Origin of the sequence: Actinoplanes flavus (assembly GCF_017592555.1) — a bacterium.
GTDB classification, from domain to species: Bacteria; Actinomycetota; Actinomycetes; order Mycobacteriales; family Micromonosporaceae; genus Actinoplanes; species Actinoplanes flavus.
The window spans coordinates 236,076-251,672 of sequence record NZ_JAGFNS010000006.1 but is presented as its reverse complement, the minus strand read 5'-3'; the positions used below and the strand labels follow the sequence as shown (position 1 = coordinate 251,672).

The window sequence follows — 15,597 nt, the reverse complement described above, 5'->3', positions numbered from 1 at the left end:
CGGCGCCGACTCTCGGTAACCGCGCTGCACGTGCATCCGGCCGTGCGCCGGCGGGCGTCGCCATGAAGCCCCCACCGCGGTCCCGGCTCGCCGCCGTCGGCCTGACCGGCCGCCCCCGCCCGGTGCGGATCCTCACCGCCGTCGTCGTGATCGCCGCCGCCGCGGCCGTCGTCCTCGGCGCGTTCCAGCCCGTGCGACCGGCCGACGGCCGCCCGCTCGCCCCGGTCTACGGCGTCTGCGTGGCCGCGGTGCTCGCCGCCATCGCCCAGCTCGCCGGACTGCGGTTCCGGCTCGGCCCGGACGCCGTGTCGGTCAGCTGGGCGGAGGCCGCCGTGGTGGTCGGCTTCGTGCTGGCCCCGGCCGGCTGGCTGCCCGCCGCCACCCTGGCCGGCACCGGCGCCGCGTGGCTGGTGCTCGCCTGGTTCACCGGCCTGCGCAACGTCACCGAGATCGTGCACCTGATCGCCTCGATGACCCTCGGCGTGGCCGGGGCCGCCCTGGTCACCTCGATGCTGGCCGGCGACGTGCCGGTGCACAGCGCCCGGCTACCGCTCGCCCTGATGGCCGGCGCCGGCACCTACCTGCTCATCACGTTCGGCCTGGTGGTGCTCACCCTGATGCTGCACCGGGACGCGCACCCCGGGCAGATCGCCACCCGGGTCCTCTACGCCAAACTGCCGATGACCGTGGGGAACCTGATCGTCGGCCTGTGCGCGGTCTACGCCCTGATCCGGGAGCCGCTCTGGCTGCTCGCCTTCGGGCCGGTGCTGTGGCTGCTGCACCGCACCTACCGGTTCCACCTGCGCGCCGCCGAGGAACGCCGGATGTGGGAGGCCTTCGCGGCGGCCACCGCCCGGCTGCCCGGCACCAGCGAGGCCGAGGTGGCCCGGGCCGGGCTGCTCGGCGCCCTCGACGTCTTCGGCGCCCGACGGGCCGAGCTGGAGGTCCGCACCGGGCACGGCTGCCGGCGGTACGCCCAGGACCTCCCCGGGCTGCTGGACGCGACCGGCGGCCGCTCCGGCCCGGCGATCACCCGCACCATGGCGTTGTCCGGCCGTCCGGTCGGCGAGCTCACCGTCTGGCTCGCCGAACCCGGGCTGCCGGTGCCCCGTGACGAGGCGGCGATCGCGGCGTACGGGGAGGCGCTGGCCGGGGCCCTGCACGACGCGGCCGCCCACCAGCGGATCGTCGAGGTGGAGGCGCGTGCCGCCCACGACCGGGTGCACGACCCGCTCACCGGCCTGATCAACCGGGCCTCGCTCGGCGACGAGGGCGACCCGCTGGTGCGCGCGCTCGACCGGGACCGTCCGGTCGCGCTGCTGCTGCTCGACGTGGTCGGGTTCGGCGAGGTGAACAGCACGCTCGGGCACGGTGGCGGCGACGAGGTGCTGCGCCTGATCGCGGACCGGCTCAGCGGCCTGATCCGGGACACCGAACTCATCGGGCGCACCGGGGACGACGAGTTCGCCCTGCTGGCGCCGGTCGCGACGCTGGCCGACTCGGCCGCCCCGGCACACGGCGAGCCCAGCCCGCTGCCGACCGCCCTGCGCCGGGCCCGGGAGCTGGTCGAACAGCTCCGGGTGCCGATGGAGGTGGCCGGAGTCCGGCTGTCGATCGAGGTGACCGTCGGCGTGGCGGTGGAACGGGCCGGCCAGTGCGAGGTGGGCGAGCTGCTGCGCCGGGCGTCGCTGGCGACCGCGCGGGCCAAGGAGCTGGGCGTCACGGTCGGGACGTACGACAGCGCGCAGGACGCCAGCAGCACCGACCGGCTGGCACTGCTCGCCGACCTCCAGGACGCGTTCGCCGCCGACGACCAGATCATGCTGCACCTGCAACCCGCCGTGGACCTGGTCACCTCGGAGCCGACCGGGGTCGAGGCACTGGTCCGCTGGCGGCACCCGCGGCGCGGCTACCTCTCGCCGGCCGAGTTCCTGCCCGCCGTGGAACGCAGCGAGCTGCTCATCCCGTTCACCCGGCGGGTGCTCGACCTGGCCCTGGCCGCGGCCGGAGACTGGACGGCGAACGGCATCGACGTACCGGTCTCGGTGAACGTCTCGGCCCGCAGCCTCACCGACCCGACCTTCCCGGCCCAGGTGACCGAGGCGCTGCGCCGGCACCGTACGCCCGCGTCGCGGCTGGTCCTGGAGATCACCGAGTCGGTGGCGGTCAGCGAGCAGGAGATCGTCGACGAGGTGCTGGCCCGGTTGCGGTCCTCCGGCGTCCAGGTGTCGCTCGACGACTTCGGCACCGGCTTCTCCTCGCTGGCGTCGGTCACCCGGATGCCGGTCGACGAGATCAAGATCGACCGGTCGTTCGTGGACGAGATGATCGACTCGGCGGCGGCCGGGGCCGTGGTCCGCGGCGCGGTCGAGCTCGGCGCCCGGCTGGGCGTGCGGGTGGTCGCCGAGGGCATCGAGACGATCGAGCAGCGGGCCGCCCTCATCGCGCTCGGCTGCCCGTCCGCGCAGGGCTACCACTTCTGCAAGCCGATGCCCGCCGACAAGATCGTTCAGGCGTTGTCGCAGCTGGCCCGGTCGGCCTCCGGTGGCAATGTGACCCCGTTGCGCGCGGACGACGCCTCGACCGCGTGAGAGGCTGGGGGCATGGCCAACCGTCTCGCCGACGCCACGTCCCCCTACCTGCTCCAGCACCGGGACAACCCGGTCGACTGGTGGCCCTGGTCCCCGGAGGCGTTCGCCGAGGCGCGCCGGCGGGACGTGCCGGTGCTGATCTCGGTCGGCTACGCGGCCTGCCACTGGTGTCACGTGATGGCGCACGAGTCCTTCGAGGACGAGTCGATCGCCGCGCTGCTCAACGACGGGTTCGTGGCGATCAAGGTGGACCGTGAGGAGCGGCCCGACGTCGACGCCGTCTACATGACCGCCACGCAGGCGATGACCGGCCAGGGCGGCTGGCCGATGACGGTCTTCGCCACGCCCGACGGCGATCCGTTCTTCTGCGGCACCTACTTTCCGAAGCAGAGCTTCGCCCACCTGCTCGGCTCGGTCGCCACCGCCTGGCGGGAGCAGCGCGAGGAGGTGCTCACCCAGGGCGCCGCGGTGGTCCAGGCCGTCGGCGGGGCCCAGCTGGTCGGTGGCCCGACGGCGCCGATCTCCGCGGAGCTGCTCGGCGCCGCGGTGGTCGGCCTCTTCAAGGACCACGATCAGACGTACGGGGGATTCGGCGGCGCCCCCAAGTTCCCGCCGCACATGAACCTGCTCTTCCTGCTCCGCCACCACGAGCGCACCGGGTCGGCGGAGGCGCTCGAGACGGTCCGCCACACGTGTGAGCAGATGGCCCGCGGTGGCCTCTACGACCAGCTGGCCGGTGGCTTCGCGCGGTACTCGGTGGACGCCACGTGGACGGTGCCGCATTTCGAGAAGATGCTGTACGACAACGCGCTGCTGCTCCGGGTGTACACCCAGTTGTGGCGGCTCACCGGGGACGTGATCGCCCGCCGGGTCGCCGACGAGACCGCCGCCTTCCTGCTGCGTGACCTCGGCACCGGGCCCGGCGGTCTGGCCTCCGCCCTGGACGCCGACGCCGCCGGGGTGGAGGGTTCGACGTACGCGTGGACGCCCGCCGAGTTGGTCGGGGCGCTCGGCGAGGAGGACGGCCGCTGGGCCGCCGACCTGTTCCGGGTCACCCCCGCCGGCACGTTCGAGCACGGCAGGAGCGTGCTGATCCTGGCCCGCGACATCGACGAGGCCGACCCCACACTGATCGCCCGCTGGCAGGACGTCCGGCGGCGCCTGCTCACCGCCCGGGCCGCCCGCCCGCAGCCGGCCCGCGACGACAAGGTGGTCGCCTCCTGGAACGGTCTGGCCGTCACCGCCCTCGCCGAGCACGGTGTTCTCACCGGCTCGGCGGCCTCCCGTGCGGCGGCGATCGACCTGGCCGGGGTGCTGGCCGTCCGGCACCTGGTCGACGGCCGCCTGCGCCGGGTCTCCCGGGACGGCGTGGCCGGTGAACCGGCCGGGGTGCTGGAGGACTACGGCTGCGTGGCCGAGGCGTTCCTGACCGTCCACCAGATCACCGCCGACCCGCGCTGGCTCGGGCTCGCGAAACAGCTGCTCGACGTGGCCCTGAACCACTTCGGCACCGGGCAGGGCGGCTTCTACGACACCGCCGACGACGCCGAGAAGCTGCTCACCCGCCCCGCCGACCCGACCGACAACGCCACCCCGTCCGGCGCGTCGTCGGTCTGCGCGGCCCTGATCGCCTACGCCGCGCTGACCGCCGAGACGTCCTACCGGGAGGCCGCCGACGCGGCGCTGGCCACCCTGGGGCCGCTGATCGAGGGGCACCCGCGCTTCGCCGGCTATGCGGCCACCGTCGCCGAGGCGGCGCTCGCCGGGCCGTACGAGATCGCCGTGGCCACCACCGACCCGGCGGACCCGCTGGCCGAGACCGCTTTCCGGCACGCCCCGGGCGGTTCGGTCGTCGTCGTGGGTGAACCGGACCGGCCCGGCGTGCCGCTGCTGGCCGACCGCCCGTTGCTCGACGGCCACGCCACCGCCTATGTGTGCCGGGGATTCGTCTGCGACCGGCCTCTCACCGAACCGGCCGACCTGGCGACCCGGTTGTTTCAGCCCTCGACGGAAAGGTGATCCGAGGGTGAGGTCCGGAGGAGCCATGCCAGCGGAACCTTCGCGCTGACCTCGTAATCGCCTTCGGGGGTCAGCTAACGGCGATGCCCGGCGATTCCTGGAGCGCGGCAGAGTGAAAGCGGTGCGCTGTCGCCGTACCGGGGAATGGGGTTGATTTTGGGGTTGATCTGGGGCGTCGCTAGGCTGGCTGAGCGATGGATACCCGAACCGGTCTGCCTGTAGTCGGCATGGTGGGAGGCGGGCAGCTGGCCCGGATGACCCACCAGGCCGCCATTTCCCTCGGCCAGTCACTGCGCGTGCTCAGTGAGAAGCCCGATGACAGTGCCGCGCTCGTCGCGGCCGACGTGCCGATCGGCACGCACACCGATCTCGCGGCGCTGCGCGAGTTCGCCAAGGGGTGCGACGCCGTCACCTTCGACCACGAGCATGTGCCGACCGAGCACATCGAGGCGCTCGAGTCGGAAGGCGTGAAGATCTTCCCGGGCTCGAAGGCGCTGGTCTTCGCCCAGGACAAGGGGCTCATGCGGGAGCGCCTCGCCGAGCTGGGCGCGCCGGTGCCGCGCTGGGCGCGGATCGCCACCGCCTCCGACGTGGAGACCTTCGCGGGCGGCTCCTGGCCGGTGGTGGCCAAGGCGACCCGAGGGGGGTACGACGGACGCGGCGTCTGGATGGTCGGCTCCCCGGAGGCGGCCGCCGACCTGGTGTCCACCGGTATCCCGCTGATCGTCGAGGAGAAGGTGGCCCTCAAGCGGGAGCTCGCCGCCCTCGTGGCGCGGTCGCCGTTCGGGCAGGTGGCGGCGTACCCGGTGGTGGAGACCGTGCAGCGGGACGGGATCTGTGTCGAGGTGATCGCGCCGGCGCCCGGCCTGTCCGACGAGTGTGCCCTGGAGGCTCAGCAGCTCGCCATCGACCTGGCCAACGAGCTGGGTGTGGTGGGCCTGCTGGCCGTCGAGCTGTTCGAGACCGACGCCGGCATCGTGGTCAACGAGCTGGCCATGCGCCCGCACAACTCCGGCCACTGGACCATCGAGGGCGCCCGGACCTCACAGTTCGAGCAGCACCTGCGGGCCGTGCTGGACTACCCGATGGGCTCCACGGCGCTGGCCGCCCCGGTCGTCGTGATGGCGAACGTGCTGGGTGGTGAGCCCGGCGGCATCTCCATCGACGAGCGGCTGCACCACCTGTTCGCCGAGGTTCCGGACGCGCGGGTGCACCTCTACGGCAAGCAGGTCCGGCCCGGCCGCAAGATCGGCCACGTGACCGTGCTCGGCGACGATCTGACCGAGGTGCGGGCGCGGGCCGCGCGCGCCGCCAAGTGGCTCCAGGAAGGCGTGTAGATGGCCCCGCGTGTCGGCATCATCATGGGCAGCGACTCGGACTGGCCCACCATGGAGGCGGCCGCCGTCGCTCTCGCCGAGTTCGAGGTGCCGTTCGAGGTCGGCGTGGTCTCCGCGCACCGGACCGTGCGCAAGATGGTCGACTACGCCGAGTCCGCGGCCAGCCGGGGCATCCAGGCGATCATCGCCGGGGCCGGCGGGGCCGCGCACCTGCCGGGCATGGTGGCCTCGCTCACCCCGCTGCCGGTGATCGGCGTCCCGGTGCCGCTCAAGCACCTGGACGGGATGGACTCGCTGCTGTCGATCGTGCAGATGCCGGCCGGTGTGCCGGTGGCGACCGTGTCGATCGGTGGGGCGCGCAACGCCGGCCTGCTCGCGGTCCGGATCCTCGGGGCGTCCGATCCGGTGCTGCGGCAGCGGATGGCGACGTTCCAGAAGGGCCTGGAGGAGATGGTCGCCGAGAAGGACGCGGCGCTGCGCGAGAAGCTGATGGGCTAGCCGCGCGCTCCCCAACGGACGTAGAGGACGGCGCCGGCCGCGCAGGCGGCCAGCGCCGGCGCCCACGACCACCCGGCCGTCGACGGCTGCAACGGCCACGCCCACAGGTTCTCCCAGCCGCCGTCGCGGGCCGGGGACGCGCCGTAGACGGTGACGACGTAGGCGAACGCGGGCAGCCACGCCAGGCGGGCGCCGATCAGCACCGCCGCCCCGGCGACCAGGCCGGTGCAGCCCAGGGTGTTGCGCACCAGGGCGTACGAGCCGTAGACCGCCGGATCGTGCAGACCGGTCGCCGCCAGCAGCAGCGCCACCAGCACGGTCGCGGCACCCACATGGGCGGCCCGGACCAGCCGCCAGCGGACCGGGGTGACGCGCTCCAGCGACTCGTCGGCGCCGGCCAGGGTGCCGGCCAGCAGCAGCGCGGCCAGCAGCGGCGCGAGCGCCACGACCGGCACCCGGGCGCCCGGTCCGTCGAAGAACGGCCGGGTGGCCAGCCACTGCGCGGCCACCCCGGCGAACACGGTGACCAGGATCAGCCCGGCGCCGAACCGGGGGACACCGCGGGCCCGCAGGTGCAGCCGTAACGCGCGGGCGGTCACGACAGCGCCAGCCGGGCCAGTTCGGCGCGGTCGCAGGCGCGGCTCGCGGCGAACACCCGCCCGATCCACTCCCGTTGCCGCTGCCCGGGCAGGGCCGTCAGCTCGGGCGGCGGGTCACCCTCCATCCAGAGGAAGGCCGCCAGCTCGGTCCGCCATGAGGCGTCCTCGACCGGGTCACCGGTCGAATCCGGCGGCGGCGGGCAGCCGTCGTCGCCCAGGCTGCTCCGGAACGTCGTCTCCAGCCAGTCCCGGCGAGCCACCCCACCGGTGAGTGTGGCCTGATCGAGGAGGGAGAACCAGGCGGTGCCGGGGCGGTGCCCGCCCGGCCGGCGGGCGTTCTCCTCGACGGCCTCGACCGGTGTCCCCGGAATGCCGGCCAGCCGTTCCAGGCCGGGCCGCAGCACCGCGTCGACGTCGGGCAGCAGGAACTCGTTGATCCGGGTGACGCAGACCCGCGGGGCCCGCTCGGTGCACACCAGCGCGAGCGCGCCGGGATCCTCGGCCGGCTCGTCCGGCGGAAGGGCCACGAGCAGCGTCCCGGCGAGCGCGGCCGGGACGACCGCCGCCCACCAGCGGCGGGTCGCCAGCAGCAGGAACACCGCGGCGAGCAACCCGAGCCAGGCCGCCTGCCAGGTGTGGAAGGACGCCGGCCAGAGCACGTACGACCGGAACTCGTCGGTCGCCGGGGACAGGACCGCCCACCGGCTGTCCGGGAAGTAGGCGGGCAGCGCGAGCCCGACGTAGAGCGCCAGCCCGGCGACCGGCGCGGTGAACCGCCCCGGGAACCGCCGGCCGATCAGGACGCCGAGAGCCGACGCCGCGGCCAGCCCGATCGGGACCGTCGGCAGCGGCCCCCACCAGCCCGGACCGGCATAGGTGGCGAGCCGCGCGGTCATGGCCGCGGCCACCAGCAGCGGCAACGCCAGGCCGCACAGGCCGCCCAGCGTCACCGCCGCCCAGCCGGTGAGCATCGGATGCCACGCCGGGCGCGGAACGGTCCCGAGCAGCTCCACCGTCCGGGCGCGACGGTCCCGGCCGGCCTGCCACGCGCCGGCCGCCAGGAACAGCGGGCACAGCACCAGGAGGCACATCCGCAGGTAGACGGCCAGGCCGCCCCACTGGCCGACCCACTGTGCCGGGTTCGCCACCAGCACCCAGGTCAGGCCGACGGCCGTGGCCAGCGCGGCCAGCGCCGCGGAGCCGTGGCGCAGTTCGATCCGCAGGATCCGCCCGATCATGCGCGGGCCGCCCGCAGCACGGCCGTGTAGCCACGCTCGATGGCGGAGTCACCGGCATCGCCGTCGCCGCCGGCCGCGGCCAGCTGCGCCGGCGTGCCGGAGAAGACCAGCCTGCCCCCGTCGACCAGGCTGACCCGTTCGCACGCCACCGCGACGTCCTCCACCAGATGCGTGCTGACCAGCACACACGCGTCCACCCCGAGCTCCCGCAGCAGGGACCGGAACGCCACCCGCTGCTCCGGGTCCAGCCCCGCGGTCGGCTCGTCGAGCAGCAGCAGCCGCGGATCGTTCACGATCGCCTGGGCGATCCCGGCCCGGCGCTGCATGCCGCCGGAGAGTGTCTTCATCCGGTCGTCGGCCCGGTCCAGCAGTCCCACCCGCTCCAGCGCCCGATCCACCGCCACCGGGATCCGGGCGGCCGGCATCTCCTTGAGCCAGGCGAAGTACTCGACGAACTCGCGCACCGTGAACCGCGGGTAGAACCCGAACGTCTGCGGCAGGTAGCCGAGCTGCCGGCGGACCGCCCGCAACTCCTTCTCGCCGGTGATCGCCGAACCCAGCAACCGCACCCCGCCGCCGTTCGGCGGCGCCACCGTGGCCAGCACCCGCATCAGCGTCGTCTTGCCCGCCCCGTTCGGGCCGAGCAGACCGTGCACGCCGGTGTCCAGGGCCAGGTCCAGCCCGTTCAGCACGACCCGGCGGCCGTACCGGACCGTCAGCTCCTCGACAGCCACCGTCACCGGTACGCCCTCCTCGTGTTCCCGCCGGTGTGGTTCCGGCGAAGCGTGATGATCAGGGCCGCCGCCGCGAGAACGGCCAGCCACACCGGGGTGGCCGGCGGGTCCACCAGCGGCGCGGTGTCCTCCGGGAGACCGTGCGCGGCGGTGACCAGCGCGAACCAGCCACCGCTGACGACCCAGGCGGCGAGCGCCGGGCCGGTGAACGTGGCCAGCGCCAGGGTCAGCGCGGTCAGGGCACAGCACGGCAGCAGCCAGACCGCCGGCGAACCCAGGGCCGAGACGACCCCGCCGGCCGCCGCCACCGGCAGCGAAACCGCGAGCACCGACAGGGTCCGCCACAGCACGATGCGCAGGCCGCCGTACGCCGTCGACGCCACCATCTCGGCCATCGGATCCGACCGCGGCCCGTAGGACGCCGCTGTACCCAGCACCGGCAGCAGCGGCGCCACCAGGAGCAGCAGCCAGTGCGGCACCCGGTCGCCCGGCTGGGCCGCCACGGTGAGGGTGAGCAGCACCGTCACGGCCACCGCCGAGAACCAGGCGACCCGCGCCTGCGGCCCGGCCCCGATGAGCAGCCGGATCCGGCGTGCCCGGGTGGGCCGGCGGACCCGTCCCCGCGGCGGCAGGTCCATCGGTGCGGGTGGGAGCGCCGGCGTGGCCGGCACCCGGAACCGGCAGGCCGCGCAGTCGTCCAGGTGCGCCTCCACCGACCAGGCGGCCGGCTCGGTCAGCCGGTTCTCGGCCCAGGCCAGCAGATCGGCGTCGGCGACGTGGAAATCGGTCATGAGAGTGCCTCCCGCAGCTGCCGCCGGGCCCGCATGGCGCGGGTCTTCACCGTTCCCTCGGGTACGCCGAGCAGGACGGCCGCCTCCCGGACGCTCAACCCGTCCAGGACCGTCGCCCGCAACACCGCACGCAACTCGGGGGAGAGCCGTCGCAGCGCGTCGATCACCGCGGCGTCCCAGACCCGGGTGAGCGCCTCGTCCTCGGCCGACGGGTGGCGGCCGTGCTCCTCGTCGGCGAGCGCGGCGACGGTACGCGGCCGGACCGCGGCCCGCCGCTGGGAGTCGATCAGCCGGCTGAGCGCGATCGACCAGAGCCAGCCGGCCGCCTCGGCTCCGCCCCGATAGCCGGCCGCCACCCGCCACACCGCCAGGAACGTCTCCTGGAGCAGCTCGGCGGCCAACTCCGGGTCGGGGCAGCGGCGGCGCAGGCGGGCCGCCAGCCAGGGCGCGTGCGCACGGTAGAACGCCTGGAACGCGGCCCGGTCACCGGCCGCGATCCGGCGTAGCGCCGCGTCGTCCTCCCCGCAGAGGTCGTCCTCCATGCAGAGTAAGGACGCAGCGTTTCACGATCCGGTTCACCGCATTTTGGCGAGGACCTCACGGAACTCCTGGGTGCGGCGACGGTTCTCGCTCGACGCGCCCAGGAACAGCAGCACCACGCCGACCGGCACCAGCATCAGCCACGGACCACCGACGGTGAACGCGAACGCCAGCGCGGCGATCACCGTGGCCGCGGTGCCGACCACGACCGGCGCCTGCTGCCGGGTCCGCGACCCGACGATCAGCGTGAGCACCGCACCGAGCAGCAGCAGCACCGCCCGCAGGTCGCCGCCGTCACCGGTCAGCACGATCCCGATGGTCGGCACGAACGCCGCGAGCAGGGCCGGACCGTACGCCGCCCAGCTGCTCAGATCCGGCCGGTGATGGGCCTCGACCACACCGACGGCGAGGGCCAGCGCCGCGAACGGCAGCGTGTACGCCTCCGGCAGCCCCACCGACGCCAGCGAGATGAACAGCCACCAGCCGGCGATCTCGAACCCGACCGCCACCCAGAACAGCGTGCGCCGCTGGCTCGGGCTGCGGTCCGGCCGGGACGCCGCCAGGCCCAGCACCGCACCCCAGGCCGCGAGCAGCGCCGCCAGGTGGGTGGGGGAGTCGAACGCCAGCGCCCCGGCGATCGCCGCCGACGTGTAGCCGCTCCACTCGATCGTGACCGCCTCGGCCCGGTACTGCGGCAGCCCCAGCCGTGGCAGCGCCGCCTCCAGGGTGAGCAGCACCGCGCCCACGGCCAGGACGCCGAACGCCGCCCACTGCCGCTCCAGCCCGGCCGCGATCGACACGCCGAGCACGAACATCTGACCCATCAGGGCGGCGAACAGCCAGCCCAGCAGCCGGGCCATCTGGGTACGCCCGTTGATCGCCGCGACCAGCCCGACACCGACCGCGCTGCCCAGCGTGAACAGCGTCAGCGGCACCTCGGCCAGGCTCCCGGCCAGCCCGGCGCCACCGGCCAGCAGACCGATCACGAACACCGCTGTCCGGGTGGTCCGCAGCACCGGCGCCCGGGTCGCGAGCGGCGGCGGGGTGAGCGCCAGCCCCAGCATCGAGATGGTGAACACCACGAGGGCCGCCCCGGTGGCCGCCGGATAGCCGGCGTGCAGGGCGATCGGGGTGATCAGCAGGGTCAGCGCGAGCCCCGGCAGGATCACCGGCACCGCCTCGGACGCCTTGCCGCCGAACCCGATCGCGGCCAGCGCGGCCGCGCCGGTGAGCAGCACGGCGGCCAGGGCGCTGGTGGCGTCCACGTTGCCGACGGCCGGGTCGGCGAGCGCCGGGACCGGGCCCTGCCAGATCGCGCCGAGCTGCTTCAACGGGTCGACGAGGGCCGCCCGCAGGGCCGGGGCCAGCGAGAACAGTGCCAGCACGGTGGGCAGCAGGGCGAGCATGACGGCGCCGGTGGCCGGGTCGGCGAGCCAGCGCTCACCCCAGCCGGGCCGGCGGATCCGTGAATACCGGCCGACCGCCGGGTTGTTGAACGGGGCCACCCGCGGCACCGGGTCGGCCGGCGGCGGCGGGACCGAACCGCGCAGCATCTCGGCCAGCACCCCGACCAGGGCGGCGGCCGCGGCGTACAGGGCGGTCGGGTAGTCGGTGGGGATGCAGGCGACCGCGGTGACCGAGGCGCCCAGGACCACGCCGATCGTCGCCCAGGGAAGGTACTGCGGCAGGTACCGGCCGGCCGCGGCCAGCACCGCGAGACCCAGCGTGGAACCGGCCAGCGCGGCGGTCAGCACCACCTGGAGGTCGTGACCCTGGTCGGCGGCGACGGCGGCCAGGAAGCCGGGCAGCGCCAGCAGCGCCGAGGCGGTCGCCGCCCCGCCGATCTGCGCCCGGTGCCGGGGCAGCACCCGGACCGGGGGACGGTCCGGATCGGCGCTCTCGAACTCGGCGGTGTCCTCGAACGCCGACGCGGGCAGCCGCGCCGGGATCCGGGCCATCGCCGCCACCAGCGTGCCGAGCAGCACCACCGCGAGCAGCGCCAGCGCGGTCGACCAGGGGCGGGCCAGACCCACCGCGACGGCGTGCAGCAGCGCCACGGCGGCGACCCCGGCCCGGGCGCGGGCGGCGTGCGGGTCGAGGGCGGCGACGGCGGCCAGCGCGTAGCCGACCGCCACCGCGGTACCGATGATCAGCGGCGACCACCAGGGGAAGCCGAGCGCGTAGGGGGTGCCGATGGCGGCGAGCGCGGCGGCGAGCCCGGACGCGTAGGACGACCACGGCCGGGGCATCGCGATGCCGGCCGTGATCGCGACCATCACCAGGGCGAACGGGGCCTGCCAGGCGCCCGCCGGAGCGGTCGCCGGATAGGCGTCCAGCTGGGCCTCCCACAGCCCGCCCGGCAGCGACAGCACCTTGAGCCCGCCGACCAGCGCCTGCCAGCCGGCGATCGCCCCGACCACCAGCGCGGCGATACCCAGGCCGCGGGCCGGGCCGGGCCGCCAGTCGTCCGGCAGGACGGTGACGCCCATCCCGACGAGCAGCACCACCACACCGGCGACGGCCAGCGGCGCGGCCGGGAAGCCGAGCGCGGCCACCCGGGCGAGCGCGCCGCAGATCGCCACGGTGGCGGCCGCCGCGGCGATGTCCGGGCCGTCCAGCAGCCGGTCGGTACGCCCGCGGTTGTCGATCGACTTGGCGAAGAACAGCAGCCCGGCCGCGCCGAGCAGCAGCGCGCCGACCCAGACGTCGGGTGCCGTGGCGCCCGGGGCGAACAGCGCCGCCAGCGCCAGCGTCACCGCGCCGAGTCCGGTGCCGACGGTCAGCGGCAGGCTGATCTCGCGGCGGGCCACCTGGAAGACGGCCGCGTAGCTGAGCGTGCCGGCCACCGCGAGGAACCCGGCGGCCAGCGCGGGAACGGTCGACCCGGCGTTCGGCGGCGGACCGCCACCCGGGTCGGCGACGGCCAGCGCGGCGGTCACCGCGGCGCCCGGAACGGCCAGCGCCGCGGCGCCCGACGCCCAGTCGCCGACCACCCAGGCGAACAGCCGGACCGGGATCTGCCGGGCCGCGATGGTGACCATCACCCCGGCGCCGGCCAGCGCGGTCAGCACGGCCGCGGTCAGCCAGGAGGCGCTCAGCGCCGCGCACGCCCCGAACAGCCCGACCACCCCGGCCGCGGCGACGTGCGCGTACGCGATCCGGGAGGTGCTCGCCCACAGGCCGGCCGCGCCCAGGCCGATCGCCGCCAGCACCAGCGGCCAGGGGGCCTCCGACCAGGGCAGACCCAGCGAGGCTGGTACGGACAGGGCGGTCAGCGCGATCCCGGCGACCGCACCCTCGTGGCGGATGCTCGACGGCAGGGCCAGGGCGGCGGCGATCGTCATCAGCAGCGCGCTGAACGCCAGCAGCCAGCCGGACGGGCCGACCGCTTCGGCCAGCCTCTGGGCGTACGCCGCGGTGTCGGCGTCCCAGACCGGCCGGGCCGCGGCGACCGGGGCGATCGCCGCCCGGATCGCGTCCACCCCGACGATCAGGCCGATCAGGGAGAGGGCGGCGGTCGACGCGTACTGCGGGCCGCGGCGCACCGGTTCGGGCAGCATCCCGATCACGGCGCCGGTGAGGGCGACGGTCCCGGCGGCGGCCACCACGCTCCACGGTGGGGAGGCCACCCCGGCGATCCGGGCGATCGCGCCGATCACCGCGAGCGTCAGGACGCCACCCGCCACGTTCAGCGCCAGCGGGTGCCGCAGCAGCCGGGCCGCGGCCACCGCGGTGCCGGCCGCGGCCACCAGGATCAGGCCGGACCGCAGCGCGTCACCGACCACACCGGCCTGGAGCAGCGCCACCGAGGAGTAGAGCAGCGCGCCCGCGGACGCGAGGCAGAGCAGGGCGAAGGTGAGTTCCCGGAGCCAGTCCGCCGACGGCGGGACGGCCGGCGGGGCCAGCGGCACCGAACCGGCCGGCGGCGCGCCCGCCGGTCGCGGGCCGGGGAAGATCCGGCTCGGTGACCAGCGGCGCCGGGGACGGTTCAGCCCGCTGATGATGAGATCCGGTTCCTCCGGCTGGGACTCCGGGCGCGGCGGGGCGTCCGCCGAGTACGCCGACGGGTCCGCCGGATCGGGCTCGTCCTCACGCCGCGTGAACCGCCCGGCGTCGGCGTCCGCCTCCGCGAGCGACACGCGGTCGGCGGGCACCGGCCGGCCCACCGGCCAGCGCGGCACCAGCCGCCCGGTGCGGATCACCCGGGTGAGAAGAAGCAGGTCGAGCGCGGCCACGGCGGTCAGCGCGAGGCCCCAGCCGGCCGGGCTCTGGATCAACGGGTACGCGAGAAGCGGCGCCACCGGTTGAGTGGCGATGACCGTCGCGTACCGGGGAGCGGTCAGCCGGGTGACCCCGGCGTAGAGGAACCCGGCCACCGCGGTGATCGCGAAGGTGATCCCGAGGTACAGCGCGGTCGGCACGTCGCCGCCGGTCAGCGGGGTGTCGTGCAGCGCGTACAGCGTCATCGGCAGCAGGATCAGGCCGATCGCCGCGATCGTCTCGCCGGTCGAGGTCAGTCCCCGCTTGGCCACGCCGGGCGCCGCGGACAGGGCGATCCCGGTGGCCAGGGCCAGGATCAGCGCCCGGGCGAACGCGTTGGAGACCGCGACCCCGGCGAACACCACGGCCGCCACCCCCAGCAGCAGGGCGCCGAGGACGAGCAGGATGTTCTGCACCGACTGGGTGGAGGCCTCCGGCGGATGCTCCATGGTGGCCAGCGGCGGCCGCCGCGAGCCCGGCGGCGGGGCCACCCGCTCGGTCGGCGGCGGATCGTCGACCAGCACGGTCACCCCGTCGGAGGCGGCACCGGGCGGGCCGGTGTGCGCGGTGCCCGGCTCGGCCCAGTCCGGCGGCGGAGGCTGCCGACGGCGCGGCCGGGGCGGCGGCTCCTCGGCGGCGTGCGGGGCGCCGGGCGGCGGGGGCGGCGGAAAGTCCTCGGGCGGGCGGCGCCGGGTCGAGCGGCGGCTCTTGGCGCCCTTCTGCTTCTGGGCGTGCGACAGGATGTCCCGCTGGAACTGGGCGGCCTGGATCTTGCTGGCGATCTTGGTGCGTTCGGCGGCGGCCTGCATGTCCCGGATCTTCAGATCCGCTATCGACGCGTCGATACGAGCCAGTTCGTCTACGTAGTCGGGCTCGTCTGCCTGCGCCACAGGACCCCCTCGCACCCACCCGGCCGCTCTCTGTAGTTAGAGCATGCCGTTCCGACACCTCATTAGAACAGTCTCAAGCGGGTGGAGATCTGCGGAAACG

The 15,597-nt window shown here is 75.1% G+C and carries 10 protein-coding genes; 4 read left to right on the top strand and 6 right to left on the bottom strand.

Annotated elements, in window-relative coordinates:
- Window positions 1-62: 62 nt before the first annotated feature.
- The 4 genes from J5X75_RS11475 to purE all read left to right on the top strand — a co-directional run bounded on the left by J5X75_RS11475 (window position 63) and on the right by purE (window position 6,445).
- Window positions 63-2,591 carry a putative bifunctional diguanylate cyclase/phosphodiesterase gene (locus J5X75_RS11475; RefSeq protein ID WP_208467331.1) on the top strand — a complete coding sequence of 843 codons (2,529 nt, stop codon included), beginning with the start codon at window positions 63-65 and terminating at the stop codon, window positions 2,589-2,591.
- A gap of 12 nt (window positions 2,592-2,603) precedes the next feature.
- A complete protein-coding gene (locus tag J5X75_RS11470; protein WP_208467330.1) occupies window positions 2,604-4,610 on the top strand; it encodes a thioredoxin domain-containing protein in 2,007 nt (668 codons plus the stop codon).
- Window positions 4,611-4,804: 194 nt separating this feature from the next.
- Window positions 4,805-5,947 (top strand): 5-(carboxyamino)imidazole ribonucleotide synthase, encoded by a 1,143-nt coding sequence (locus tag J5X75_RS11465; RefSeq protein ID WP_208467329.1) that lies wholly within the window; start codon window positions 4,805-4,807, stop codon window positions 5,945-5,947.
- Window positions 5,948-6,445, top strand: a complete 498-nt coding sequence (purE, locus tag J5X75_RS11460; protein WP_208467328.1) for a 5-(carboxyamino)imidazole ribonucleotide mutase — start codon at window positions 5,948-5,950, stop codon at window positions 6,443-6,445.
- Here the strand turns inward: purE and J5X75_RS11455 are convergent.
- From J5X75_RS11455 to J5X75_RS11430, 6 genes are read right to left on the bottom strand one after another with little or no spacing between them, the layout of a single operon-like run.
- Window positions 6,442-7,044, bottom strand: a complete 603-nt coding sequence (locus tag J5X75_RS11455) for a hypothetical protein (protein WP_208467327.1) — start codon at window positions 7,042-7,044, stop codon at window positions 6,442-6,444. The genes purE and J5X75_RS11455 overlap by 4 nt on opposite strands.
- A complete protein-coding gene (locus J5X75_RS11450) occupies window positions 7,041-8,282 on the bottom strand; it encodes a hypothetical protein (protein ID WP_208467326.1) in 1,242 nt (413 codons plus the stop codon). The genes J5X75_RS11455 and J5X75_RS11450 overlap by 4 nt, the downstream gene beginning before the upstream one ends.
- The gene (locus J5X75_RS11445) at window positions 8,279-9,022 is read right to left on the bottom strand and encodes an ABC transporter ATP-binding protein (RefSeq protein ID WP_208467325.1); all 744 of its coding nucleotides are present in this window, start codon (window positions 9,020-9,022) and stop codon (window positions 8,279-8,281) included. Before J5X75_RS11445 ends, J5X75_RS11450 begins: the two co-directional genes overlap by 4 nt.
- Window positions 9,019-9,807 carry a zf-HC2 domain-containing protein gene (locus J5X75_RS11440; protein WP_208467324.1) on the bottom strand — a complete coding sequence of 263 codons (789 nt, stop codon included), beginning with the start codon at window positions 9,805-9,807 and terminating at the stop codon, window positions 9,019-9,021. Before J5X75_RS11440 ends, J5X75_RS11445 begins: the two co-directional genes overlap by 4 nt.
- The gene (locus J5X75_RS11435) at window positions 9,804-10,349 is read right to left on the bottom strand and encodes an RNA polymerase sigma factor (RefSeq protein ID WP_208467323.1); all 546 of its coding nucleotides are present in this window, start codon (window positions 10,347-10,349) and stop codon (window positions 9,804-9,806) included. The genes J5X75_RS11440 and J5X75_RS11435 overlap by 4 nt, the downstream gene beginning before the upstream one ends.
- Before the next feature lie 33 nt (window positions 10,350-10,382).
- Complete coding sequence (locus tag J5X75_RS11430; protein ID WP_208467322.1) at window positions 10,383-15,497, bottom strand: SCO7613 C-terminal domain-containing membrane protein; 5,115 nt, start codon at window positions 15,495-15,497, stop codon at window positions 10,383-10,385.
- Between the last annotated feature and the right edge of the window lie 100 nt (window positions 15,498-15,597).

Coding starts and splice junctions, on each gene's coding strand:
- J5X75_RS11475 (WP_208467331.1), top strand. CDS start 63: ATGAAGCCCCCACCGCGGTCCCGGCTCGCCGCCGTCGGCCTGACCGGC.
- J5X75_RS11435 (WP_208467323.1), bottom strand. CDS start 10,349: ATGGAGGACGACCTCTGCGGGGAGGACGACGCGGCGCTACGCCGGATC.
- J5X75_RS11440 (WP_208467324.1), bottom strand. CDS start 9,807: ATGACCGATTTCCACGTCGCCGACGCCGATCTGCTGGCCTGGGCCGAG.
- purE (WP_208467328.1), top strand. CDS start 5,948: ATGGCCCCGCGTGTCGGCATCATCATGGGCAGCGACTCGGACTGGCCC.
- J5X75_RS11450 (WP_208467326.1), bottom strand. CDS start 8,282: ATGATCGGGCGGATCCTGCGGATCGAACTGCGCCACGGCTCCGCGGCG.
- J5X75_RS11465 (WP_208467329.1), top strand. CDS start 4,805: ATGGATACCCGAACCGGTCTGCCTGTAGTCGGCATGGTGGGAGGCGGG.
- J5X75_RS11470 (WP_208467330.1), top strand. CDS start 2,604: ATGGCCAACCGTCTCGCCGACGCCACGTCCCCCTACCTGCTCCAGCAC.